This window comes from Cytobacillus praedii (genome assembly GCF_001439605.1).
Taxonomy (GTDB): domain Bacteria; phylum Bacillota; class Bacilli; order Bacillales; family Cytobacillaceae; genus Cytobacillus; species Cytobacillus praedii.
In genome coordinates this window covers 83,213-108,356 of the sequence record NZ_LMBX01000002.1, presented here as the reverse complement: position 1 = coordinate 108,356, position 25,144 = coordinate 83,213, and the positions used below count along the sequence as shown (strand labels likewise).

At 36.5% G+C, this 25,144-nt stretch carries 25 protein-coding genes; 22 read left to right on the top strand and 3 right to left on the bottom strand.

Features of this window, described 5'->3' with window-relative positions; all coding sequences use genetic code 11:
* Positions 1-344 precede the first annotated feature (344 nt).
* The 17 genes from ASU02_RS02510 (at position 345) to ASU02_RS02435 (ending at position 12,511) form a co-directional block, all read left to right on the top strand.
* On the top strand, positions 345-770 hold the full coding sequence (locus tag ASU02_RS02510) for a phage tail terminator family protein (protein WP_057760650.1): 426 nt from the start codon (positions 345-347) through the stop codon (positions 768-770).
* Positions 763-933 (top strand): hypothetical protein, encoded by a 171-nt coding sequence (locus tag ASU02_RS26610; protein WP_198317396.1) that lies wholly within the window; start codon positions 763-765, stop codon positions 931-933. Before ASU02_RS02510 ends, ASU02_RS26610 begins: the two co-directional genes overlap by 8 nt.
* Complete coding sequence (locus tag ASU02_RS02505) at positions 933-2,249, top strand: phage tail sheath family protein (protein WP_057760648.1); 1,317 nt, start codon at positions 933-935, stop codon at positions 2,247-2,249. Before ASU02_RS26610 ends, ASU02_RS02505 begins: the two co-directional genes overlap by 1 nt.
* A gap of 1 nt (position 2,250) precedes the next feature.
* Positions 2,251-2,712: a phage tail tube protein gene (locus tag ASU02_RS02500; RefSeq protein WP_057760646.1), complete on the top strand. Its 462-nt coding sequence runs from the start codon at positions 2,251-2,253 to the stop codon at positions 2,710-2,712.
* Between the two features lie 14 nt (positions 2,713-2,726).
* Positions 2,727-3,122 carry a phage tail assembly chaperone gene (locus tag ASU02_RS02495; protein ID WP_057760644.1) on the top strand — a complete coding sequence of 132 codons (396 nt, stop codon included), beginning with the start codon at positions 2,727-2,729 and terminating at the stop codon, positions 3,120-3,122.
* 193 nt (positions 3,123-3,315) lie between these two features.
* On the top strand, positions 3,316-5,517 hold the full coding sequence (locus tag ASU02_RS02490; protein WP_082631671.1) for a tape measure protein: 2,202 nt from the start codon (positions 3,316-3,318) through the stop codon (positions 5,515-5,517).
* Entirely contained in the window at positions 5,517-6,176 is a 660-nt protein-coding gene (locus ASU02_RS02485; RefSeq protein ID WP_057760639.1) for a LysM peptidoglycan-binding domain-containing protein, read from the top strand. Before ASU02_RS02490 ends, ASU02_RS02485 begins: the two co-directional genes overlap by 1 nt.
* Positions 6,177-6,185: 9 nt before the next feature.
* Positions 6,186-7,151: an XkdQ/YqbQ family protein gene (locus ASU02_RS02480; RefSeq protein ID WP_057760637.1), complete on the top strand. Its 966-nt coding sequence runs from the start codon at positions 6,186-6,188 to the stop codon at positions 7,149-7,151.
* Position 7,152: 1 nt separating this feature from the next.
* Entirely contained in the window at positions 7,153-7,482 is a 330-nt protein-coding gene (locus ASU02_RS02475; RefSeq protein WP_057760635.1) for a DUF2577 domain-containing protein, read from the top strand.
* Positions 7,483-7,484: 2 nt separating this feature from the next.
* Complete coding sequence (locus tag ASU02_RS02470) at positions 7,485-7,880, top strand: DUF2634 domain-containing protein (protein ID WP_057760633.1); 396 nt, start codon at positions 7,485-7,487, stop codon at positions 7,878-7,880.
* 1 nt (position 7,881) lies between these two features.
* Positions 7,882-8,961 carry a baseplate J/gp47 family protein gene (locus ASU02_RS02465; protein ID WP_057760631.1) on the top strand — a complete coding sequence of 360 codons (1,080 nt, stop codon included), beginning with the start codon at positions 7,882-7,884 and terminating at the stop codon, positions 8,959-8,961.
* Positions 8,954-9,541, top strand: a complete 588-nt coding sequence (locus tag ASU02_RS02460) for a putative phage tail protein (RefSeq protein WP_057760630.1) — start codon at positions 8,954-8,956, stop codon at positions 9,539-9,541. The genes ASU02_RS02465 and ASU02_RS02460 overlap by 8 nt, the downstream gene beginning before the upstream one ends.
* A complete protein-coding gene (locus tag ASU02_RS02455) occupies positions 9,538-9,819 on the top strand; it encodes a hypothetical protein (RefSeq protein WP_057760628.1) in 282 nt (93 codons plus the stop codon). Before ASU02_RS02460 ends, ASU02_RS02455 begins: the two co-directional genes overlap by 4 nt.
* A 3-nt stretch (positions 9,820-9,822) precedes the next feature.
* Positions 9,823-11,037 carry a hypothetical protein gene (locus tag ASU02_RS02450; RefSeq protein WP_057760626.1) on the top strand — a complete coding sequence of 405 codons (1,215 nt, stop codon included), beginning with the start codon at positions 9,823-9,825 and terminating at the stop codon, positions 11,035-11,037.
* A 187-nt stretch (positions 11,038-11,224) separates the two neighbouring features.
* Positions 11,225-11,479, top strand: a complete 255-nt coding sequence (locus ASU02_RS02445) for a hemolysin XhlA family protein (RefSeq protein WP_057760625.1) — start codon at positions 11,225-11,227, stop codon at positions 11,477-11,479.
* Positions 11,480-11,493: 14 nt separating this feature from the next.
* Positions 11,494-11,733: a phage holin gene (locus ASU02_RS02440; RefSeq protein WP_157684474.1), complete on the top strand. Its 240-nt coding sequence runs from the start codon at positions 11,494-11,496 to the stop codon at positions 11,731-11,733.
* 88 nt (positions 11,734-11,821) lie between these two features.
* Positions 11,822-12,511, top strand: coding sequence for an N-acetylmuramoyl-L-alanine amidase family protein (locus ASU02_RS02435; RefSeq protein WP_057760623.1), 690 nt, complete (start codon positions 11,822-11,824; stop codon positions 12,509-12,511).
* Positions 12,512-12,753: 242 nt separating this feature from the next.
* On the opposite strand, the gene ASU02_RS02430 is transcribed toward ASU02_RS02435, so the two are convergent.
* From ASU02_RS02430 to ASU02_RS02420, 3 genes are all read right to left on the bottom strand, one after another.
* The gene (locus ASU02_RS02430; RefSeq protein ID WP_082631670.1) at positions 12,754-12,990 is read right to left on the bottom strand and encodes a hypothetical protein; all 237 of its coding nucleotides are present in this window, start codon (positions 12,988-12,990) and stop codon (positions 12,754-12,756) included.
* A gap of 140 nt (positions 12,991-13,130) precedes the next feature.
* Positions 13,131-14,378, bottom strand: a complete 1,248-nt coding sequence (locus tag ASU02_RS02425) for a hypothetical protein (RefSeq protein WP_057760619.1) — start codon at positions 14,376-14,378, stop codon at positions 13,131-13,133.
* Between the two features lie 13 nt (positions 14,379-14,391).
* Complete coding sequence (locus ASU02_RS02420) at positions 14,392-15,327, bottom strand: hypothetical protein (RefSeq protein ID WP_157684473.1); 936 nt, start codon at positions 15,325-15,327, stop codon at positions 14,392-14,394.
* A gap of 348 nt (positions 15,328-15,675) precedes the next feature.
* On the opposite strand from ASU02_RS02420, the gene ASU02_RS02410 reads away from it, so the two are divergent.
* The 5 genes from ASU02_RS02410 to ASU02_RS02390 are packed head-to-tail and all read left to right on the top strand — an operon-like array spanning position 15,676 to position 25,134.
* Entirely contained in the window at positions 15,676-17,445 is a 1,770-nt protein-coding gene (locus tag ASU02_RS02410; RefSeq protein ID WP_057760611.1) for a vWA domain-containing protein, read from the top strand.
* Positions 17,446-17,457: 12 nt separating this feature from the next.
* Positions 17,458-20,847 carry a tubulin-like doman-containing protein gene (locus ASU02_RS02405; RefSeq protein ID WP_057760609.1) on the top strand — a complete coding sequence of 1,130 codons (3,390 nt, stop codon included), beginning with the start codon at positions 17,458-17,460 and terminating at the stop codon, positions 20,845-20,847.
* Positions 20,848-20,869: 22 nt separating this feature from the next.
* A complete protein-coding gene (locus tag ASU02_RS02400) occupies positions 20,870-23,188 on the top strand; it encodes a hypothetical protein (RefSeq protein WP_057760608.1) in 2,319 nt (772 codons plus the stop codon).
* A gap of 17 nt (positions 23,189-23,205) precedes the next feature.
* Positions 23,206-24,486, top strand: a complete 1,281-nt coding sequence (locus ASU02_RS02395; RefSeq protein WP_057760606.1) for a vWA domain-containing protein — start codon at positions 23,206-23,208, stop codon at positions 24,484-24,486.
* Between the two features lie 12 nt (positions 24,487-24,498).
* On the top strand, positions 24,499-25,134 hold the full coding sequence (locus ASU02_RS02390) for a hypothetical protein (protein ID WP_057760605.1): 636 nt from the start codon (positions 24,499-24,501) through the stop codon (positions 25,132-25,134).
* Positions 25,135-25,144 lie beyond the last annotated feature (10 nt).

The window sequence follows — 25,144 nt, the reverse complement described above, 5'->3', positions numbered from 1 at the left end:
AATATTCTCAGTAATAATAAGTAACCAAATCTGCCAAACCAGCCACTTTATGCATGAGTTGAAACAGAGGAAATCAGCAGTGTAAAATGAGGGCAAGGAGATAAAGCAATTATCTTCCATATTAAAATTTAATAAAAAATTGTTTGTAAAGAGCACTTACTAAATAAAATGAGTAGGTGCTTTTTTGTTTGCCGTTTTAGTATTGTCGGCGTTAAAGAACAAGATAGTCGCAGTGGCTAGTGTTAACGAGCTTACTTGAAGGGAGGTGATTAAATAATGAAAAAATCTTTAAAAATCAACTTATAAATTTTTGAGTTGATTGATATACAGAGAGGAGGGAGTGAATGATCACCATAAATGATATGCGAAAAGCAGTAATTGCCACTTTAAAGACTTATTTTTCTTCAATAACTATATATGAAGAGCAAAAACAAGGCGTTGAGGGGCCTTGTTTTTTTGTTAAGCTGCTTTCAACTAAACAAATAAGGGAAATCAATCGGCGATATAAGCGCAGCCATTCCTTTGATATCACCTATTTGCCAGGTTCAGCGAGCACAATGGATGAAGTAGATGTAATTGCTGAACAGCTGTATCGGTATTTAGAGTATATCGAAGTAAGTGGCAGTTTGATCCATGCGCTAAGTATGAGGCACGAAATCATTGAAGGTATTTTTCACTTTTTTATTGATTACGATTTTTATGTTGTAAAAGAAAAAAGCATTCAAGTTAAGATGCAGAAGCTTGAACAGGAGGAATTTGTCCATGATTAAATCAAAGAATAAGGCAGGCTTTTCAAAAGAGCAGTTTCTAAATTCGGATAGCTACGCCGATAAAAGAGATTTACTTCAAACAGTACTTAAGGATGATGAAAAATATACGGCGGAACAAGCTGATAAACTAATCAGCGTTTTTTTAAAGAAGGAGGCTAAATAATGGCTGGAGGTACTTATACAGCGATGAATAAAGTAAGACCGGGTGTATACATCAATTTTGAAAGCGAACCAAAACCATTAGGTTCACTTGGTGAGAGAGGAATTGTTACATTTGCGCTTCCTCTTAGCTGGGGTGTGGAAAAAGAAGTGTTTGAGATTGAAGCAGGTGAAAATGTTAGAGCGAAGCTAGGGTATAGCATCACAGATCCAGAGCTATTATTTGTTCGTGAGGCATTGAAACGAGCAAGTAAAGTGCTTCTTTATCGATTAAATAAAGGAACAAAGGCGACAGCAACTGCAGATTCCCTAACGATTTCAGCAAAATATAGCGGGGTTAGAGGAAACGATATCTCGATTTCAGTTCAGAAAAATATCGATGATGCGACTAAATATGATGTCCAAACACTTGTTGAGGGTGCTGAAATGGATTTACAAACTGTAGAGTCAATCGAGCAGTTGCTTTCCAATGATTGGGTAAGTTTTAGCGGTACTGGGGTCCTGACCGAAACGGCAGGGATTTCTTTGGCAAATGGATCAGACGGCACTGCCACGAATCAGGATCATTTAGATTATTTAAGTGCCATTGAGGTTTTTGAATTTAACACGATTGGATTAACAGCAGCCGATACAATGCTGAAATCACTATATAGCTCATTTGTTAATCGCTTACGTAGCGATGAAGGGGTTAGGGTCCAGCTAGTTGTTGAAAATTATCCAATAGCTGACGGGGAAGGCGTCATCAGTGTGAAAAATGGAGTGATTCTATCCGATGGAACTGCGCTATCCGCTAACCAGGCAGTAGCATGGGTGGCAGGTGCAACTGCAGCGGCTGATGTCAATGAATCTCTAACCTACCAAGCTTATGATGATGCAGTAGATGCTGAGCCTCGATACACAAATTCGCAAATTGAAGCTGCTTTAAAGAATGGGGAGTTTGTATTTGTTCAAAGCAATGGCCTTGCGATGGTCGAGCAGGATATTAATACGCTTAAAAGCTTTTCGCCGAAGAAGGGAAAACATTTTTCAAAGAATCGTGTCATTCGTGTACTTGACGGGATTAATCAAGATATTAAACGGATCTTTGAAAAATTCTACATTGGAAAAGTAGACAATAATGCTGATGGACGCAACCTTCTAAGGAATGAATTGAACAACTATTTATTGATGCTGCAAAATCTTAATGCCATTCAAAATTTTGATGCGCAAAAGGATGTCACAATCCAAGCGGGCAGCGATTCGGACAGTGTTTACGTTGAAGTAAATGTACAGCCAGTAGACTCGATTGAGAAAATTTATATGAAAGTACAGGTGAAGTAACATGGCATTTTTACAAGCAAGAGATGCAATTTCTGGACAGGAAGGAAGAGCTTACGCAACCATAAATGGCAATGTGGAAGAAATGTTCTATGTTAAAACGCTAGAGGCAACCGTTGAAAAGCAAAAATCAGAAATGAAAGCTCTTGGCCGAAGAGGAACGCAGCATAAAGCGACTGGATGGAATGGCACAGGAAGTATGACTATTTACTATGTGACGACACGATTCCGCCAGCTGATGCTTGATTATATTAAAACCGGGAAAGATGTATACTTTGACATTCAAATTGTGAATGAAGATCCAACGTCAAGCATCGGAAGACAAACCGTTGTCTTAAAAAATGTCAACTTAGACAATGTGATTATGGCAAAGGTTGATACAGAAAGTGAATTTCTTGAAGAAGAAACTAATTTCACTTTTGATGATGTGGATATTTTGGAGAGTTTTGCAGCGCCAACAAATTAAGGGGGAAAAAGAGGATGAGTAAACTGCAGGCATTTTTTTCACAAAATGTTAAGTTTAATAAACAGCTAGATGTAATTATTTCTGAGAGATTTATTGATGAAAACGGTAAACTGATCCCATGGGAAATTCGATCGATGAGTGAAAAAGAGAATGAATTAATTAGAAAAAATACGCCGCGTGATAAAAAAGGGAATATTGAGGGAGAATCCTACGCTGCCAAGCTTGTTACCGAAAGTGTTGTTTTTCCTAACTTAAAGGATCCTGATCTTCAAAAGTCTTATGGTGTTATGGGAGCTGAGGATTTACTTAAAGAAATGCTTTTATCAGGTGAGTATTCAAGGCTTTGCCAAAAGGTACAAGAAGCAAACGGATTTGATGTCAATGAAATGATTCAATACGCAAAAAACTAATCAAGGAGGGCGATGCAGATGCAAATTATGCATACTATGCCCTCCATAAGCTCCGCATTCTTCCACATGAACTTATGAATATGAGTCTACGAGAAAAAGCAGTCATCTATGCGATGATTGATTATCGTATTGAACAAGATAGAAAGGAAGAAGCAAAAGCACGGATGATGTCTCGAAATAAAAGATAAGGTAAATGGAAAGCACTCAAGTAGGGTGCTTTTCTGCTTTTGAAAAGGTGGTGGGGAAGACGTCAATTAATAATATAATGAGCAGTTTTTCAAACTCATTACAAAATATGAATCAAAATATGAAGCAGACTAATTTTGCCATCGTAGAATTGAATCGCTCAATAAATCGGTTCACCAATCAGCTAGTAGGAACATTGCAAAGAATTGCAGCAGCTGAAGCTTCTCTGCTCAACTCCCAAAGTAATCCCCCTAACCAGAATGATGCAGGAAATGATAGTGGTTCTATCAGTGGCGGATTAGGTAAGGTTATAAATGGATTTAACAAAATATTAGGGACGGCAGAAAAAGTTTATGCAACTGTCGATGCCACAATGGCATTTGCGGACGGTATTACAGCCACTAATACACGTTTATCTTTTATAAATGATGGTTTAAGAACGCAGTCTCAGTTACAGCAGCAAGTTTTCGATGTTGCAAATCGTACTGCTACTAGCTATGAGTCGACTGCAGGATTTATTTCTGCGCTTGGATCAGCTACAAAAGGTGTTTTTAAGAATAATGATGATATGCTGTCTTTTACCGAAAGTTTTAACAAAACGCTTGATATAGGTGGAGTAGACAAAGGGACTAAGGATAATGTTAGTCAGCTGATGATTCAGGCACTTGGAAATGGAAAAATGCAAGATATTGGATTCAGAGAAATGAGTAAAGCGGCACCTGCTATTATGGATGTATTATCAGCGGGACTAAGTATTTCTGAAAATGAGCTGCAGAATTTGGGCGAAGAAGGAAAGCTGACAGCAGACATGATCGTAAAGGCTTTTGAAAATCAAAGCAATGTAATAGATGGTATGTTCAAACATATGCCTTTATCTTTTGAAGGGGCAACAAACATTGTGAAAAATAAAATCGTTGAATTTATTGGGAATCTCAATCAGGTTGGAGGACCACTAAGCTTAATAACAGAACAGATGAAGGGTTTTATAGCTTGGTTAAGTTCTGCAAATGGTGAGCAGTTTTTCAATGGTTTAGCGATGGGGATTGATCTTGTTGTAAGAGGCTTCGTATTCTTAACAGATGTTATTGGGAGAGTTTTAAACTTTGTTTTAACCTATTTGCCGGAGATTTCAGCTATGCTTTTGACTTGGGGAGCAACGCTAATCCCATCAATTATTGCCAAACTTTGGGGGATGGTGCCGCCAATTTTTGCACAAGCCATGGCATGGCTTGCTGCTAATTGGCCAATATTATTAATCGTTGCTGCGGTGGGTCTGTTAGTTTTTATTATTCATCAATTTGGCGTTACAGCAGATCAAATTGTTGGTTTCGTTGCAGGGGTTTTTACCTCTCTTTTTGCAACAATTTACAATAGTATCGCAATTATTTGGAACTTTTTTGCGATGCTAGCGGAATTTATAATAAATTTATTTAACGACCCTGTTTATGCAGTTAAGAAGCTCTTTTATGATCTCGTCAAAATGGCTGTGAATAATCTTTCCGCGTTAGCAGGTTCGTTTGATATGGTAGCTGATATTTTGGGAAAAGCTTTTGTAAATGGTGCAAATTTAGCAATAGGGGGAATTAATGCTCTTATTAGGGCTTTGAACAAAATTCCAGGTGTTGATATTCAAGAGGTCAAAAAGATTGAAAGCGGTGCTAGTACTAGACTATCTGACAAACTTAAAAACTTTGTTAATAATCTAGAAGAGCCTAAAAGTGATAAAAATATCGTTAATATCCCACGTATGGATTTGAAGTCAGTTCCTGAATCATTTCAAAAAGGCTACAAAACTGGCAGTGATTTCGTTAAAAACCTTGGGAAATCTGATGAACTTGAAAGTTTTGCAGGTAAAAACTTTTTTAAAGATAAACCGGGTATGCCAGGTGGCAATAATTTCACTAATATGAATAATGGCAGTAACGGCTTCACAAATATGAACAATGGCGGCAATCAATTACCTAACATCGATAAAGTTGGAGAAGTAGGGAAAATCAATGATACTGTAGATATTTCCAGTGAAGATATAAAAACGATGAGAGAGCTCGCAGAAATGAAGTCGATCCAGAATTTCGTGTCGCTACAACCGAGCGTGAAAGTGGAAGGGATTAGTGTTCGGGAAGAAGCAGACATTAATACAATTGTTGCGAGGATCGAACAAAAGCTGGAACAAGAATTTTATGCTGCAGCTGAGGGTGTGTATATGTAATGACTGATTATGAAATATGGCTTTCATTTAATAATGAAGCGGAGGGATTCCAGTTGCCTGAGAATCCCTCTTCTATTGAAATCAAGGATGCAAATAGTAACAAAATCTATCATATTTCAGGGGTAGGGGAAATTAATGTTTTAAAAGATTCATCACTGACTGAATATACATTTGAAGGTGTTTTTCCATCTCAGAAAAGTCCTTTCGTGATAGCAAAAAGAGCACTTGAACCAGAAAGCTATGTGGATTACATTCGGAAGTGGATGGCTTCGAAGCAGCCGATTCGCTTCGTCTTTACGGGTTCAACTTTTTCTATTAATACACTTGCAAGTATTGAAGCATTTGAGTGGAAAGAAGCTGGCGGTACAGTTGGAGACATTGAATATAAGCTGTCTTTGAAAAAATATGTGCATTATGCAGCTCAAAAGGTCAAAGTTGTCAATCAAGCTGCAGCAAACAAGCAAGCATCTCCTCGCCCGGATAATCGGGCTCCGGCAAAAACGTATAAACTAGTTAAAGGTGATAGTTTATGGAAAATTGCACAAAAATTTTTAGGCAGTGGCTCCCGCTATAAGGAAATACAAAAGCTAAATAATATTAAAGAGTCAGAGCTGCGAAAGCTTCCTATAGGACTGGAAGTAAAATTGCCTCCAAAGTAGGTGGTAGCAATGGAAATTTTATTAGATAACAAAAACGGGAATGTCTGGGATATAACGAAAATGGTTTCAAATGTTGCCTGGAAAACGACGAGGATTGGCCGTGCTTCTAGTTTGGAGCTGACGATGATCAAAGGCTCGCCAAATCAAGATAAAGCATTCCAATGTAATAATGGCGATGTCATCCGCTTAAAGGATGGAAATCAACCGGTGTTTTACGGCTATATTTTTAAAATTGGAAGCGGAAAAAGTGAAGAGGTCAAGATCACTGCCTATGATCAAATACGCTATTTAATGACAAATGAAACCTATGTAGGTAAGAATGTAACAGCTACCGAAGTAATTAAAAAAATAGCGAATGATCTTAAATTAAAGCTTGGTGTAATTGAAGATACAAAACACCAAATCCCAACATTGATAGAGGATGACAAAAAGCTTCTTGATACTATTTGTAAATCACTTGATTTAACATTAATCGCTACAACACAAAATTTTATTTTTTATGATCACTTTGGTGCATTAACTTTAAAAAATATTAAAAACATGAAGGTGGACGTTGTTATTGGGGATGAAAGCTTAATGCATGATTATAGTTATGAAAAGTCAATCGATGATGAAACGTATAATCGCATTAAAATCATTCGAGATAATAAAGAGACGGGAAAACGTGACGTGTATATTGCAGAGGATAGCAGCAATATTGCAAAATGGGGCCGTCTCCAACTCCTTCATAAGGCAGATGAAAAAATGAATGAAGCTCAAATTAATAATCTATTAGATCAATTGGTCACTCTTAAAAATCGGGAACATAGAAAAATAAAGATTAGTGCGATTGGAGACTTGCGGATACGGGCTGGTTGCTTTGTTCCAATTATTCTAAGTGAATTTGGTATCCGCCAGTATTTTTTAGTTGATGATTGTACTCACAGTTGGGAAGGGGCAGATCATACAATGTCGCTGGATCTGAAGGTAATTTAAAATGAGCATGATCAATATCATTAAACAAGCAGGGGTTGGAGCTATACACGCACAAAACCCTGTTCATATTCTATTTGGAACCGTGATAAAATCGAATCCTCTTGAGGTGAGTGTCGAGCAAAAATTCACTCTCACAGAGGATTTTTTAGTACTCACAGAAAGTCTGATCCGATATGAGGAGAAGGAGCATACTCATTCATCTGCAAATGGAGAAACGACACCGCCTTCTAAGCCGCTTATCATTAGAGCCGGTTTAAAAAATGGTGATAAGGTGCTCCTGCTGCGAGTGCAAGGCGGACAGCAATTTGTTGTCCTTGATAAGGTGGTGTGAACATGACAATCCCACAGTCTGAATTAATTGAAGAGCTTGAATTATTTAAGATGCCGAGCCTGACGTATAAGATTGATTTTCAGAAAAAAAGAATGTCTGGCATGACAGATCAGCTTGCTGCAATTAAGCAGGCAGTCTTTATTATTTTACACACAGACCGCTTTAAGCACATGATATACAGTGATCATTTCGGTATTGAATTAGAAAATTTAATAGGGAAGAACCCCAAATATGTGAAATCAGAGCTAACTCGACGTATAACTGAAGCGCTTCTTCAAGATGATCGAATAACTAGCATTGAAGAATTCCAATTTGTTTTTAATGAACATAACGTGCAAGTAACATTTACTGTCGAAACTGAATATGGAAGCTTTCAGGAAGCTACGGAGGTGAATTAGAATGTATGAACAGATGACACCTGAATATTTACTTGATCGCATGCTAAACAGGGTATCAGCCAATTTTGATAAACGTGAAAGCTCACCGATTTATACAGCCATTGCACCAATTGCCTATATCCTTGCTGAATTTTATGCAGATTTAGATGTACACAATAATCTATCATTTGTTGATTCAGCGGATGGAGAATATTTAGCAAGAGGGACAAGTGAGCATGGGATAAATAAAAACCTTGCTACCTTTGCCAAAAGAGTAGGAAAGTTTTTTGGAGCGAATGAAGCTCCAATGGATGTCCCAATTAATAGCCGCTTCTCAATTGGTCATTTATATTATCTAGTTGAAAGCAGGCTTGGTTTAGGTGAGTTCATTTTGAAATGTGAGACAGCAGGGACTGCAGGGAATGAACAATTTGGTGTACTGCTTCCAGTTGAATACATTGCTGGACTAGTTGAAGCACAATTAGCCGACGTACTGATCCCTGGTGAAAACGAAGAAGAAGATGAGGCTTTGCGCGAACGATTCTTTGAAGAAGTAAATGAGGAACCTTTCGGAGGCAATGTTGCAGATTATAAAAAGATGCTCAATACGTTAGATGGCATCGGAGGTACAAAGGTTTTCCCGGCATGGCAAGGCGGAGGTTCTGTTAAATGCTGTGTTCTTACAAGCGAATTTAATGAACCCACTCCAGATTTTATTCATGAAATACAAGAAAAAGTAGATCCAATCCCTGTTCAGGGACAAGGACTCGGTCTTGCGCCAATGAACCATTTTGTAACGATTACGGGTGCGGCTAAAGTTCTCTTAACTATTGAGTCAACGATTACCTTAGCGAATGGTGTAACAATTGGTCAAGTAGTAGGTGACATTGAAGCGATATTAAAGGATTATTTTCTATCTCTGCGTAAAAATTGGAAGAATGAAGCTAAGACGATTATCCGTTTATCTCAAATTGAAGCGCGGGTTTTAACGATCCCTAATATTGTGGATGTAACAAATACGACTATAAATGGTTCTTCAGTAAATGTCGAACTAAATGCCGAAAAAATTCCTTTCTTGGACCAGGTGATTTTAAATGGCTGAAGTATATTTACCCCATTTACAGCCAATTTTTCATGACATCCCTGAGTTTATGGAAATTGCTATAACTGTTGATAAAGAGGTTCAAATGCTTGAAGCGGAAATAGAACAAGTCTTTCGTAATCGTTTTGTGCAGACCGCTAACGAATACGCAATTAAACGTCGTGAAAAACTGCTTGAAATTCAAGCGGATCCAGAAACGGAAAGCTTAGACTTTCGAAAAAGAAGAATAATTAATCGTCAATCAACGAAAGTACCTTTTACCCTACGATTCCTTCAAGATAGGCTCAACTTTTTAGTAGGAGAAGGGCGAGCAGCAGTCTCTGCCGATTGGCTTTCCAGCATTTTATCAATAGCAGCTGATATAGGTGATGCGAAGGTTTTTAAAGAGGTTGAGCACACGATTAAGACAGTAAAGCCCGCATGCATGGTCTATCAACAGCAAACCGCATTAAGCAACACGATTTTGTTCAAAGAGCATATTTCCATGAGGCAAGTTACGAGAATGACAAGGCTCTCAACTACATGGAAGCTCGGCAGCACACCATTTGCTGCAGGAGGAAAGGAGGTGATCATTAAGTGATTACCCAGGAATTTTTAAGCGAAGTGGCGATCTTCACAGATCTGAAGATTAATAAGGTCGTATTAAATGGAACCTATCAAGTTCCTAATTTTGATCTAAAAAAACTAGCAGCAAATGAGCTTTCGATGAGATACACGGTACCGTTTGGCGCTGTAGAAACTATTCAACAAATTGAACTAAAAGATGAATTGGATAATGTCGTTACTTCGAACAAAGTATACGTTCCAATCTCATCAGATACGATTCTTTCACAGACTATATTTGTAAAGGAGGCATAATAGATGAAATTTCAGCCGAAAACAGACTGGAAATATGATGATACTCCAACGGAGGGAGACTTTAATCGGATTGAACAGGGGATTGTTGAAGCTCTTAAGAGGGGGGAAGTGAATAATGAAGGGTTGGTGGTTGTAGAGCAGCTCATTGGTACTCATTGTGCTGATAGAACGAATCCGCATAATGTTACAACTTCACAAATTAATAAGATTGAAAAAAATAGTAATAATAATATATCTCCATTATCTAACTTTTCAGAGGGAATTACGATCATGGAGTCAGATTTAATGGAAAATGGCTTCCCTTTTCAGTGGGGTACTCTTACGACACACAGAGTATTAGAGTATGGTTGGCAATTATTTTCAAAGGATAATAACATCCTTCACACAAGGACATGGAATCCTGATACAAAAGCTTGGCAAAATTGGTCACAGATCGAAACTACCACAGGCGCACAGTCAAAGGCGAACAAAGCGGAGTTGAATGCTAAAGATTATATTGATCAGCAAATTGCTGGTATTGAGTTTGATGATATTGATAGAGAGGCTGCTGACATTTCTTATTATGTGAGAACTACAGGTAATGATGATAATGATGGTAAGAGTGAGGCAACAGCATTTGCTACTTTAGGAAGGGCATTAAGGGAATGGAAACCAATAACAATTGGTGGCAAACGTACATTTAATATTGGTGAAGGTGTAGAACTTTCTGAGAGCTTGACACCGATTCATAGAGAGTTAGTAATAAAAAATAAATTCGGTGGTGATTTTGTCTTTAATTTTAATAGTGCTCATGCTTTAAATATTGTATTTGAAAACCTTCAGTGTAAAATAAGGGTAGAAAACTTTGAAAAATATAATTCTAATATTCTTGAATTTGGTATGGGGGAAGGATGTTACGTTGAAAACTGCCAAATGGTGGATTTTAATAATGTGACATGTAATTTGAGTGGAAAAGAATCTTCGTATGCAGCTTTCTATTTTTCAAGATCAAGAGGTCGTGTTGGGGAAGCTACTTTTACAAGTTATAGACCTTGGATAATTGCTGCTGACGCTCATTCTTTTGTCTTTGTATGGATGCCGAAAGGAACGATGAGAGATAATACCGAAATTCCTTATAGAGCTTCTGGTGGTGCTATAATTGATGTATTAGGCAATCAAGTTACGAATGCAACTGTTTTGAAAGAGGAAGAAGATGCTGGAAGAGTATTTGGTGTGTAAAATGTCCTTTAAACAACTTGTTAAGTGTTTAATTTTACATGGTGAGAGCATAGTATCCATGAAATTTTGTGGTGTAATGAGAATAAATGTATTATTAGATGGGGGAATAAGGAAGTAATAAGAAATATTTAGTTCAATAGGGTTCAATCTTGGATTCTTTTTTATTTATATCGAAAGGAGGCTACAAATGAACGAACTAAACCTAGTCCAAAAAGACATTGTTACACTCAAAACCTCCGTCGAAGACATGAAACAGGATATTCGCCAGCTTCAGGATAAAACACTAATTCATGATCGGGATATTCGTGAGATTCAGTCGGATTTAAAGGATATAAAAGAGGATACGAAATGGCTACGGCGCGCAATCACCAATGCATTTGTTGTTGGGCTGATTGGAGGAGCAGTGGCTATTTTTTATGCAGCCATAAATTTTAATCTGTAAGAGGCGAAATGATTATGAAAAAGGATATTGCTACATTGATCGGGGGCTTTTTGACAGCCCTTTTCTTCTTTTTTGGAACGATTGGCATCTCGTTTGAATGGTTTACGCAGGACAGTATTAATGCTTTTGTCGTTTTGATTTCTGCCGCTATTGCTTTAGGGATCAATTTATATGCTGTTTATAAAAATACGTATGCGTTAACTAAGAAAGCAAAGCTTCAGAAAGAAATTCTAGAGCGCCACAATCTTAAATAAACAGCTTTATTAAAAATATTTGTAAGTGGTTTATTGTGTACAAGCTTTATGATTATAACTTTCAAATAAAAATATGAGGTGATTAATAATGGCAAAAATATTTATCGATCCAGGTCATGGAGGAACAGATTCAGGTGCAGTTGGAAATGGTCTTCAGGAAAAGAACATTACACTGCAGATTTCTACAAGAATTAGAGATATTCTTTTAAATGAATATGACAACGTATCAATCAGAATGAGCCGAACAGGTGATCAAACGGTTTCTTTACCTGAACGGACGAATGCTGCGAATGCCTGGGCAGCAGATTTTTTATTGTCTGTTCATATTAATGCTGGCGGGGGAACAGGATATGAGGACTATATTTATCCAGGGGTAGGAACACCGACCACAACCTATCAGAATAATATTCACACTGAGGTCTTGAAGTTAGTTAATTTCTCAGACCGAAGCAAAAAGACTGCGAATTTCCATATGCTTCGTGAATCCAATATGCCAGCGGTGTTAACGGAAAATGGGTTTATCGATAACGCGAATGATGCGGCTAAATTAAAGACAAGCTCTTTTATCGAAAGCATTGCACGTGGTCATGTAAATGGGATCGTGAAAAGCTTTAATCTTCCTAAGAAGTCAACAGCTGTGTACCATATTGTTGTACAAGGCGATACAGTATATTCTTTAGCTCAAAAATATGGAAGTACCGTTCAACAGATTAAAGATTGGAACGGGCTTGATGCGAACTATACCATTTATGTTGGTCAAAGACTTCGGGTGAAATAAACTAAGAAGTACTTCTCAAAGAGTTTCCGTGCTCCTTTTCATTGTTTAGTTAGTTTCTCATACGGCTCGCTCAGTCGTAAAAGAAAAACAAATGGACATATGGAACCGCCAACACGGTTCCATATGTATGTTGGAGTACGAAGGAGAACCCCCTCGTACTCCTAATCAGTATTGTATCTTGTGACATTGGAAGAGTAATCCAAATTTAGACGATCTGATTCTTATGAATGAAAGTGCATGTATTAAAACTTTTCATTCACTTCCCATGATTCAACCATTTGATAAGCTGTTTGCGGATTATATCCTTTTCCAATCAAATAGGCGATGGCTGCTACTTCAGTCATTGCATGAGAATATGACGTAAATGCTGCTTCTTTTAAACCATAATCAACAAATGGTGTGACGGCATTTAATGTTTCGCTCTTTAAATCCCTATAGGGCATATAAACAGGGTAATAAGGTGATGGATTATAATACATATGCCAAGCTTCATCCTTTCTCAAATATTCTGCGGACCTGATGTATCATATGAGCAGCCTAGACATTCGTTTTTGTCCTTTTAAAAAAAATCGTATTTATTATACTTTTTGTTCTGGACAAGAAATCTGTCCCCCTGTCTCTAATATGTAAATTCATATTTTTTGGTATTTGAGTAATTGAAATGGACAAGTTCCTTGCGTTCGCTTAGTTTCCAGCCTTCACTTGTATTAATCAGCTTGTAATGCCAAGGATTGGCGGTTTCTGTCATCTCGTAAAGTTCTCCTTCAGTGTAGGAAGCTGAATTCATTGTTAAAACAACATTTAGCTCAACACTTTCTTCACCTTCATCCATACGATATTTAATACTATCTAAGTCATATTCAGTGTATAAAAGTTCTCCTTTGAAAATTGTTTGATTAGACCTAATCTCCTCAAATCGATCATGAAAGAAATTCAATAGTTCAGGTGTTATATGAACAAAATAGGAAGTATCCAATTGATTATAGGCAGACATCCATCCGATCGCGTACTCATTGACTACGGTCATTATTTCTTCTTGAAAGGCAGGGTCTTTTGCTTTTTCCGCTTCCATTGCTTTATTTAATTCTTCCTCTTTCCTTTTGCGTTCTTCCTCTAAAGCAGCCATTTTTAATTCATATGCCTTTTCTATAGACTTGAGCGTTTCTTTAAGCCAAAATGCCTCTAAGCCAATTTTATAATAGGAAGAAACTTGGCGATTAATCGTTTGCTTTAGCTGATTGTAACTGAGTCTGTCCTCTAATAACGAATATTTCTTTTCATCATATTTGATAAAATGACTCGTTAGTTCTTCTGCTTTTTTGTCTGAACTCCCATAAACCTCATTTGGCAATGCTCCTAAAAGAGCAATGAAATGTTCATCCTCAAATAACTGATTTTTTACATTTGCATCCATTTGTTTATATAAGTTCTCTCTAGTATTTGAAAGGAGGGTATCAAATTCATTTTGTACATTGAAGTGCTGATCATAATCTAAAAAGATAGGATCATCTTGTTTCTTTTCTTTTAGATTCAGGTAGTCTTTATAAGTTTTGATAAGTCCAGAATAATTTTCATTCCTGAATAGCGATTCTGCCTTTTCTAATAAAGCGGAAACTTCTTTATTGTTATTTAAAAGCATAGTATAGGTTGATTGGATTTGATTCTCTTTGTATAGGATGGAACGGTTGGTTATGGCATTTTCATAAAAGGTTTCGGATTTTACATATTGCTGTGATAGATAAAAATGCTCTGCGTTTTTCGTGGCAGTGAATTTTTCATATCCAAGATATGCTTTATATCCAAGAAGTCCGAACGAAATGATAAACAAAAGGAATAATCCGTTTCTTATTCGTACAGTATTTTTCATTACGTTGTCCTTCCTAATGAAGAGCCATTACGAATGGTTCCCGATTAAATTTTGTGTGCAATAAATGATGTGCCCGTTTCTTTGATTCCTCTATTTCATAAGAATGGATCGAATCCAGAAGCGTGCATAAGCGAATGATTCGCTCCTTAGGCAAATGATCAGCATATTTCATAATAAACTCTTCATAGTTTAAGAAGTATTGTTTCATTCTTAATGCTGCACCCGCTACGATGATGAAGATCTCATTAGAAAAATGTTCTTGTATTTCTCTTTCATAAGTAACGACATAATCTAATACCTTCTTATTGACAAGATGCCGCTGGACTTTTGCTGCATTACCCAAGTACGCAATAAATTCCTTACTATACATATTTGGGACTACTGTATCCATTTCTAATTGCATATCTTTACGAATAATAAATGTATTTAAGCATGTTAATTTTAGTTTTTTAGTGTCATCATCATTCGAAAATAAACCGATGATTCTTAAAATCTCATAGGCTTCAAGGTAGGCGTATTCTTGTATTTTCTTCTCAGCAAATGTTTTGTTGACATGAATCCCTCTCTTAATTTTTTCTCTATCAGCTGTGACTTGGTTCATGAGGAGATAATTTATTTCTGAGCTGCGGAAGAGCAGTTTAAAAATACATAAGAGGATAATTGCTGCAGCCCCAATTATGCCAATGATTGCTATTGAAATTGGATTAAAGGTAAAGAGAACAGCAATAAATAAGAGAAACAATAATAGGAAAACATCACTCTGAAATTTAAGCCGGTATTTTTTGGAGATAAATTGATCCATTGAAAGATATCCCTTTGCTTGTGAACAGTGACTGCAATGTTCCATACGCAGCAGGGTGTATCCGCTGCAGTTTTTGCATAGATATAATTGGTTTGTCAATTTCTCATTAAGAGTAAAATGGCTAAATTTGACTGGAGTTTTGCTCATGTGATAAGTTCCCTCCCTGATTCTTGTTTATATATTCATAAATTACCTCATCAACCTTTTTTTGTTTTATAATCGTAGTTTTGTATTTGTATAGTTGAAACGATTTCCATAGAAAACTAAAAATAAAGATAAGTAAAGGCAAATAGTATGGAATCAAAGCTTCTCCTCCTTCATGAATGTAAAATCCTTCTATATTAACAAAAATATTCAAAACTTTACAATATACGATAATTTAATTATATTTAAAATAGGGTGATTTTTCTATAAATATAGGGTTAGTTTACAATATATGTATGTTTTTCGGGAGGATATGAGGGGATTGCTTATTTTTTTAAGGGGGATGTTTCTGTGAAGGTGCATAAGTATGCGGCTTTTTTCTTATTATGCCTATTATTCTTACATTCACTTCTTCTAACTGATTCTGCTGCTGCAAATATATCCACAGATGCTCAAAAAATGGATGCTGTATTAGTGGTAGATGTCAGTAATTCTATGAAGGACAGTGACAAAAACAAAATCAGCAGCGAGGCAATGAAGATGTTCATTGATATGCTTTCAAAAAATGGGGATAAGGTTGGAATGGTCGCCTATACAGACCAAATTATTCGGGAAAAAGCCTTAATGAAGATTGGATCAGATGCTGATAAAACTGATTTTAAGAAATACATAGATACATTATCCCTTGGTGCTTATACAGATATTGCCGTTGGTGTCAGTGAAGCAGTTAAAATCCTTGATGCCGGCAAGGAAGCTGACCATACACCACTAATCATTTTATTAACAGATGGCAATAACTATTTAAATCCAAATTCGGATAGAACAGAGGAACTGTCTGGAAAAGAACTAGATGAAGCGATTAGGAAATCAAAGTCAGAAGGATATCCTATCTACACAATTGGTTTAAATGCAGACGGAACCTTAAATAAAACGATATTAGAAAAGCTGTCTGGAGAAACAGGCGGAAAATTTTTTACTACTACTACGGCAGATGACCTTCCAAGAATATTGAGTGAGATATTTGCAAACCATCTCAAGTTAAAAGTAATACCTATTACAAATTTAACAGGAAATGGCCAATTTCAGGACGTGAATATCGATATTCCAAACAACAGTGTAATGGAAGCAAACATCTCAATTACATCTGGGAATCCGATTGAAGCGAAGTTATTTTCTCCAGATGGGAAGGAAATAGAAATTCCGTCCGACGATGTGTACTATTCTAAGTCAAAGGCTTATTCATTAATAAAATTGATTAAACCAGCTTCGGGGAACTGGAAGGTTCAAGTGAAAGGCGTACAAAAGGACAAGATTGATATCAATATGGTTTTTAATTATGATTTAGGGCTTCGACTAGTGGACCCTGCGAAAAAGAACTACAAAAAGGGTGACATTATCGCTATTCAATCATTCCTTGAATCAAATGGGCAGAAGGTGGAAAGTCCAGAATTATATCAATCGATGGGTGCGAAACTGATTGTTAACGAAATCGCATCAGGTACGGTAAGTGAGATTCCTCTGACAAATGATGGAAAAGGCTTCAATGGAGAATTTATCATTCCAGAGGATAAACAATATGAGATAAAAGTAATAGCTGAAGATAATAGTTTTTTCAGGGAAACAAACACGTTCATCATCGATGCTAGTGTAATTGCTGCTTCTTCTTCCCCTGTAAAAGAAGAAAATACAAAGGACGTCCCATGGTTATTATACGTCCTGGCTGGAATTGGCTTCCTCCTTTTGGGCGTTCTTGTATTCTATATTCTTTCTTTTATAAAAAAAGCAAATAAAGGATTTATCGGTCAGATTGTTGTTGAAATCCGAGATGAAGATACAGGAGAGAAAACAACTCCACAATATCGTAAATTGAATACATTTAAAGGGAAGATTAAACTTCATCAACTTCTGCAGCTTGCACCAGAATTGATAGAAACTGAATCGGTCATTCTTGTGCCAGGCAAAAATGACACGCTCACTTTATTTAATAAAGGGGAAGTGATCATCGAAAAAGCTGGCAGGGCAGTGGATGCATCAAAAGGTATAACGATTAAGAAGAATGATAGGCTGAAAGCTAAACTGAGCAAGGTGAATAAATCGATTTCTCTTGATTATCTCATATAGGGGGTATACGGCATGAAAGCAACAGTTAGAGAACATATCCAGCAGTTAGACGTATCTTTGGGCGGTGGAATCGTAAGTGAAAAAATCCGTGTGGATACGATCGATAATCCAATACTTGTTATTGGCCTTGGCGGGACAGGGATAGATGCTCTTCTCCGTTTAAAATACCAAGTGAATAGAAGGTTTAAGCTTCCGGCTGATCCAATTTCCAAAAAGAAGAAAGAGAAGCCAAATAACATTGAGTATCTTGCTTTTGAAACAAATGAACAGGACCGTTTTAAAAAATATAAAGGAATTGGGCTAGACCCTGTAACCGAATTTGTCCTTCTCTCTAATCCTGAAATTGGAAGTCTCTTGCAAAATCGGAGCACACTTCCTTCGTATATTACAGATTGGCTTTCACCAGAGCTTTTGATTACAGATGGAATAAGTGGGGCATCTGGGGTTAGACAGGCGGGACGATTACTATTATTTACGAAGATTAATCAAGTAGTGCAAACAATTGAAAAGAAAATAAAGGTTTTATCTGAAGGGACCAATAAAAGGATGTCCGTGTTCATTTTAACTGGTATCTCTGGAGGAACAGGTTCAGGATGCTTCCTGGATATCTCCTATATTATTCGCGGCATTATGGAAAAGGAACATGGCTCAGCGGGTGTTGATAAAGTGAGTATTCTCGGGTACTTATTTACACCTGATGTCAATTTATCAAATAAAAGCTTAAATACGCACACAAGTGAATACATCAAGAAAAACGGGTTTGCAGCTTTGAAAGAGCTTGATTATTGGATGAATGTGGATGAGCGGAATGAGCGATTTAAACAGCAGTATGGGAATATCCTGACTGTTAATTCGCCAATGCCTCCATATAATCTGTGTCATCTCATTTCTGCGACAAATCTTGACGGGAAACTGCTTGAAAATGCGTATGACTACACCATGAATGTAACAGCTGAAAATATTACAAACTTTATGGCAAATGAGGATAAGCAATCGGGAGAGGAATTTGCCATTCACGATTATATCAGCAATATTGGCACGAATATTAAGCAGATGCATAAAGCTTACGCCGCAAATTATTCCTACAACATTCTTGGGGCTTCATCTGCGATTTTGCCTGTTGAAGAAATGACAACATACTTAGCCTATAAAGTTTTTAAAAAGATGGAAAAAATGTTTCCTGCTTCACCTACTCAAGAGGAAGTTGAAACGTTTGCGAATAGGATGGGGCTTGATATTGATTCTGTACATAGAAAGTTCAATTCCCTTGTTCCTGAACCGATTCCGGGCTATGAAAATAGCGATCGCTTAAACTTTAACAATGTGATAAAGCAGCAAACGATCAGTTTAGATCAAGAACTTGAACAAGGGTACCTATCAAAGGCAAGAGAAAATTATATTAAGTTAAAAAAGCAATATCCAGCAGAGCTGCTTGAAAATTTTAAAGAACAGATTAAACGTATATTTTTAAATCCTGAGCAGGGTCCATTTTTTGTATCCCGCTTAATTTTTACAGCTAAAGGAAATAGTTTATTAAACTTGATCAAGTCTTATATTGAATTTTTGCAAGAACAGGTATATCGAAAACCAATGGAAATAAACGATATGGCCCAGCATGGGGCAGAAAGATTAGCTGATGCCAAAAGTGCGCTATTCTCAAAAGATAAGAAGAAAAACGCCTACATCTCAACTAAAATTGATGAATATTATCTTCGTGCAGATAAAGAGTGTATGGAGCATATGATTGATTTTTATCAGGATGTCCACACGATGATTAATGAAGAAAATAATAAAATGTACTCTGTTGTAACGGAGATATTAAATACATTAAATGCGATTTTTGAAAAAAATGGCGATATCTTAATTCGTGGCGAAGAAACCCAGGATGGGAGCGGGAACAAAACTTATTATTGGAATGTAGTGAGTGTTCCTGATATGGCTGAAAAAATAACAGAAATTATGGATACAAAAGATGGAAATGATATGATTGCAGATTTTACAAAAGATCTGCTCGATCAATCAAATCGTTGGGTAAAAGAACAGGATTTAGATATTATCAGTTCCATTTCTGAATTTCTCTCTGAAAAGTTCGGCGATTTAATCACGAAATCGATGGAAGACTTTCTCGTTATGAAATACGGAGAAGATGAATCGATCGAACATATTATTGAACGAAAAATTGCAAAATTACTTAATGATGAAGCGGTTCCGGTATTCCATTTAAACAATAGTGTAGGTAATCTTGTATTTCCATCTTGGGGGTTTGTTTCAGTCCCTCATAAAGCACCAAATATTTTAAAGGGAATAAAGGATTTCCAGAGAACCTCAGTAAGCGGTGCTCGCTTCACGGTCAAGGAAAGTGAGGTAAAGAACCGGATTTTCTGGTTAAACACGAAAAATGGAGTCCCATTATTTGTCTATACTCCACTCACTAGTTATGAACAAAGCTATGAACGCACGATATTTGAACAAGAAGGGGTAGGCCGACATCTTTCTCAATCGGAAAAAGATAATTGGGCATACCTTCCGTCGCCTATTCCAGAAATGTCATGGGGAGACATTTATGAAAATGCTAGACTTAAAGATTACAACCGCCGCATAAGAGAATTATTTGCTAAAGCAATAGAATTCGGTGTCATCAAGGATAAGGGCGAATATGCAAACACGAATAATAAATTTGAAGTCATTCTTTCTGGACAATTTAATCTTTCAGACATTCTAAACCAATACCAAATGGAACATCATTCAGATAAGCCAAATTTAGGTGAAGTGAAAAAGTGTATCAGTGAACTTCGTAGGCTTTTAACAGAGCAGCTTCCTGTTGTTTCCAAGAGAGATATTTTTGGCAGCAGTAATAAAAATTTGGCGATTGAAAATTTTATTCGCACACCGAATCTCATCCATTATGTTAGAGAAGAAGTTCTAAAATATGAATCGATTCAGGAAGTATTGTATGAACTCGAAGCTTCACTTAAATCGTTTCAGGATGAAGCTGTGAATATAGAAAAGTTTATTGAAGTTTTATATACAAGCACCATTACGAAAAAAGGTGCTGTTTATGTCTATGATCACGATGTAGAAGAAGAGAGCTGGGAGCCTTTCCTTAACTTAACGAAGGTTAATAAGTTTATTGAATTTGAGCTTTACCAAGTCTACCGTTCGCTTAATGAAAAGCGCAAAGGGATTATTGATAAGAAAGCGGATCGAAGAAATACGAATTTGTCGATGAGCGATGATACCGGGGTATTAACAAGTAGATTAGAAGCATTAAGTGATGCAGCATTAGAAGCTAAATCAACATTAGAATATGATCGAAAAGAATTCGTTAACGGAGAAGAAATGTATACATTTTATAAACAAATTCTTGAAAAGGTAAATAGTCTAATTAAGGTGATTAGATAAACCTTTAAGGGGCCAAAATGGAATGCAAAAGTTAGTAGGAAAAATCATCGAAGATTATATTCTAAAGGCTGAAAATAGCCATCTTGGTAAAGAGGGAAGACGGCTGATCAGTAATCCGATCATTTACTTATTTATTGGTGATCAGTCTCTGCCTGCTCTAAAGGCAGTCTATGAACTAAATCAAAAAAAGTGGGCTAACCATGACGGAATTTTGTATCTTCATGCCTATTTGAAAGAAACATGGGCAGAAGCAAATGTTATATCATTTAAAGCCGCTGAAAAGGATGCATCAGGAAAAAGAAGCAGGCCTTCATTATATGAAGCCTTTTATCAAGATGAGCAAAAGCTGGTTGATTATAACCAGCTTTTGCGCCAATTAAATGTCCGTTTTGCAGAACTAGGGAATAAATTTGCTTCCTTTCAAAAGGTTAATATCTCTGTCATTACCGAGATAAATGATCCGCTTACAGTTATCCTATCAGAGTTAGCTATTTTACTTGAACACTCCTTAAGGGATTTATTCACAATGACCTACTTAGATGCTTTCTGTTTACTAGAAGAAAGAACAGCAGACGAAGGCACCTCGGTTTTAGGCTTAAGCTTTCTTCGTGAGTTAAAAAAGATGCAAGAACAGCAATTTTCTTTTTCAAAAGACATTCTTGTTACTAAAGATAGGATTCGGATCTCTGTTACTAGAAAGGGACCGTTATTTGATCTTGTGTATCTTCTAAGTGATAAAGACGAACGTGGGATGTTTACAGAAAATAGCATAGGTAAAAATGCAGAAATTATTAATGCAGTTAACTTAATAAAAAATAAAAAAGTAAATGAAAATGAACATTTTCCCGGAAATGAAATGTACAACAATGTCCATTTTTCGAAAAATATTCAAAATGATGAACGGATACCAGCATTTGTTTCAGCTGGGTTTTCAAAAGTTAGCCGTCCTAATGAAGCGATTGTTATAAATGTTCTTTATTATTTTTATATACATTTAAAAGCTGTTATCGGTGATCGTGCCAATAATATAGAGCAGCAAAAAGTTATTGAATTACTTGAATTAGATAACCTCTCTATTCATAGTAAAGTTTCTTCCTTTTTCCCTCCTACGGAAATAATAGAAGAGATGCTTGGTTTAATGCCTTCTGATTATATGTATCATCAGCTGGAAAATCTGACCTTAAGAGAAGCAGAGGAAATATTATTTGGGGATTCAGCTAAGGTGTTTTTTCAAGAGAACCTGTTGAAGCCATTTTTTGAAAAGATGAAAGACTATTATTCGAATCAACCGTTACAAGAGCTGCTTCAAAAGCGAGTGGAGGAAAACTCTAAATATGGGGTTTTTTGTGCTTATCGATGGACGGATGAACAGGTTGTCCAATATTTGCTCCGGCTTCGCTCCGAGTATATCCATCAATCTGAAGTACTTAAAGAAGAACTAAACACGATATACAGTGAATATGGAGGACAGCAGGATTTCCGAAAAGTCCTATTTTCCAAGAAACGAACAACTAGAAATTTCATTTCTCATTTAATTAATAGAATATATCAGCATAAGTGTATAAGTTTACTAGTTGACTCAAAGCTTGAGCTGGTCAACTACTATATGCTGATTCTTGAGGAGTGCCATGAAGAGTATAAGAAGCAAATTGAGGTATTTAATAGTTTGGAAATGAATTTGTACCGCAGGAAGGTTGAAATAACAACAGGCTATCAAAATAAGATTAACCAAAATATTCCAGAATATTATGAGAGGATAGTCCAATCCATTCTTCAAGAGTTAACGGAAAAACGTTCAACAGAATTTTACTTTGAGGAAAAGAATTTGGGGAAACTTTCCCTCCTTCTTAAACAAGGGATGTTTACCAACCGGGTCATAGAGATGTGTCAAAGGTTTATCTTCGAATCAGGAAAGCTAGATCAAACGTTCGAACAAGAAATACTAGCAAGAGGAAATGTAATGGTTGATTATGGTGACCCTCAGGTCCTTACAAAAGAAGAGCTTTTTCATGAACTATACCAGCTTCTGGAAAAGGACTCGGCCTGTCATATTCATTTATTAGATTATAGTCAGAAACATAAGTATGAAGAGAAATATTACCTTGGAGATTTTCAGAGCAGCTTTATCCAATATGTTTTAGGAATAGATAAGGATAATCGCCCCTACCGCCTCGGCTGCATCCATGAGAATAGAGCAAGTGGGATTGAAAAGTTAAGTTTAATGGGTGGGTTTGCTATCGAGGACTTGAGATTTTATCAAAACAATATTCGATACTATGAGAAATATCGTGAAAGTGGATATGAGTTCCACCCTGAGCCCATTAATCTGCGATCAACTTGATTGAAAGGGGTAACTTGATGAAGGTAAGAAATTTTAATTTTCTTCTCTTTATTTTAACGGCTATTGGAGGAGTAATTGGAGCATTTACTGGTGAGGCTTTACTGTCCGAATTAAAAGGGGAGGTTCCTAATAGCATCTTAGTAGGACTATACTTCGGCCAGTTAGGACTATGGATTGGCTTAATGGCATTCATTGGAGAAAAATTGAATCCTAGATTAAATGGATTACGCTGGGCTTCATCATATGCCTCTTTTTCATTGAAATTGCTTGTCCCCGTTATGGTAATTCTCCCATTTATTGCGGGCAGCTTGCTGCAATTTATCTATGAATTAGATGCATTGGATACGAAGTCCCCAGAGGATATTATTCTGATTGTGGATATTTCTGAAAGCATGCTAGAAACGGATCCGGATAATAAAACAATTGCTGCTGTTAAAGAGTTCTTAATGAAGGTAGACGGGAATCAGAGAAGTGCACTTTTAGTCTTTAATGATCAAACAAAGATGCTTCAAACATTTACTTTTTTGAAGAATAATAGTGAGAAACAACAGGCAGGAGATGAATTTGAAAAGTCAATTCGTTTTCAAGGCGGAACGGATATCGGACTCGCTCTTTCTGATGCAATGGAATATCTAAACCAAGTAAATGATGACAGACTGACAATGGCTGTTCTTTTATCAGATGGATTTAGTAAAATGGATGTTTCTCAGTCTGTAAAACCATTCCAGGATAAACAAATTGTCATTAACACAGTTGGCTTAAGCCAGAAACAAAATCAAGGTGCAGCTCTATTAAGTGATATTTCAGAACGAACAGGTGGGGCTTATTATAGCGTCGATGATGCGAATAAACTTTCCAGCGCTTTTCAGGACATTCAAAAGGATACACAAGATAGGCTTTTAATAGGTGAACGTCAAGGTTCTGCTCAATATATGCTTCTATATAAATTCCTAAGAATTCTATTTGTTTCTTTAATAGGAGGGGTATTAGGCTTAGCGCTTGGGCTGATGTTTGATAATCGCTTCCTGGCACAAAGCTTGGCCATTGGCGGGTTAGCAGCGGGAGTAATTGCTGGATTGATTTTAGAATGGGGATTCGGAAGTCTTTTCTTAAAAGGATTCTATATAAGACTTTGGAGTGATATCATTCTTGCAGTTATTGTGAGTTTATTCTCTGCAGTCGTTCCTTATAGAATGTACAATGCCGAAGGCGGGACGAATAGATCGGATGTTAGTTTGTATAACAGAAGAGCATTTGCTGATTCAGATAAGAAACATACGAGCAAAACTTTTTATTAAGGAGTTTTCATCATGAATTGGAGTTATGCAGAGTCCAATCAGTGGATTAAGGAGCCTAAGATAAGGATGCAAGATTATTCCATAATCTTATCTTGGCAATGGCCAAAGAATATTGAATTTGTTTATATTTGTAAAGCAGCAGAAGAGGATGGGCTTTCCTTTGGTGAGGAAAGCTCTATTCCTATGAAGCTATATACGAGAGAAGAATATAAATCAAATGCAGGTTATAAGGATACTGTTGACTCGATCGGGAAAATTGTTTATAAAATCTACCCAGCTATTCATGAAAACGGGAAAATGGTTATTCTTAATCAGGATAATCAGCACAATGAAATAACAATCAAAGCACAGAAAGCAAAGATTTATTATTCGATAAAGTATAAAAAGGGATGGTTCAGCTCTAAAAAGACGGTGAAAATCACAATTAAATCTGAAGTATTTATACCTAAAGAAAGCTTATGCTACGTCAAAAAAAAGGAGAGTCATCCAACAAGTACAATCGATGGGTCTATTTATCATTTTGTAAATGACTTTCAGCCAGGTCAAACCTCTCTGCCGGAAATTCAAATAAATAAGGATGACTATATTCGTCTCTTTTTTACTAATGGAAAACAGTATGGTGATTTATATGAACTCATTCCAGAATAGGAGGATGTAT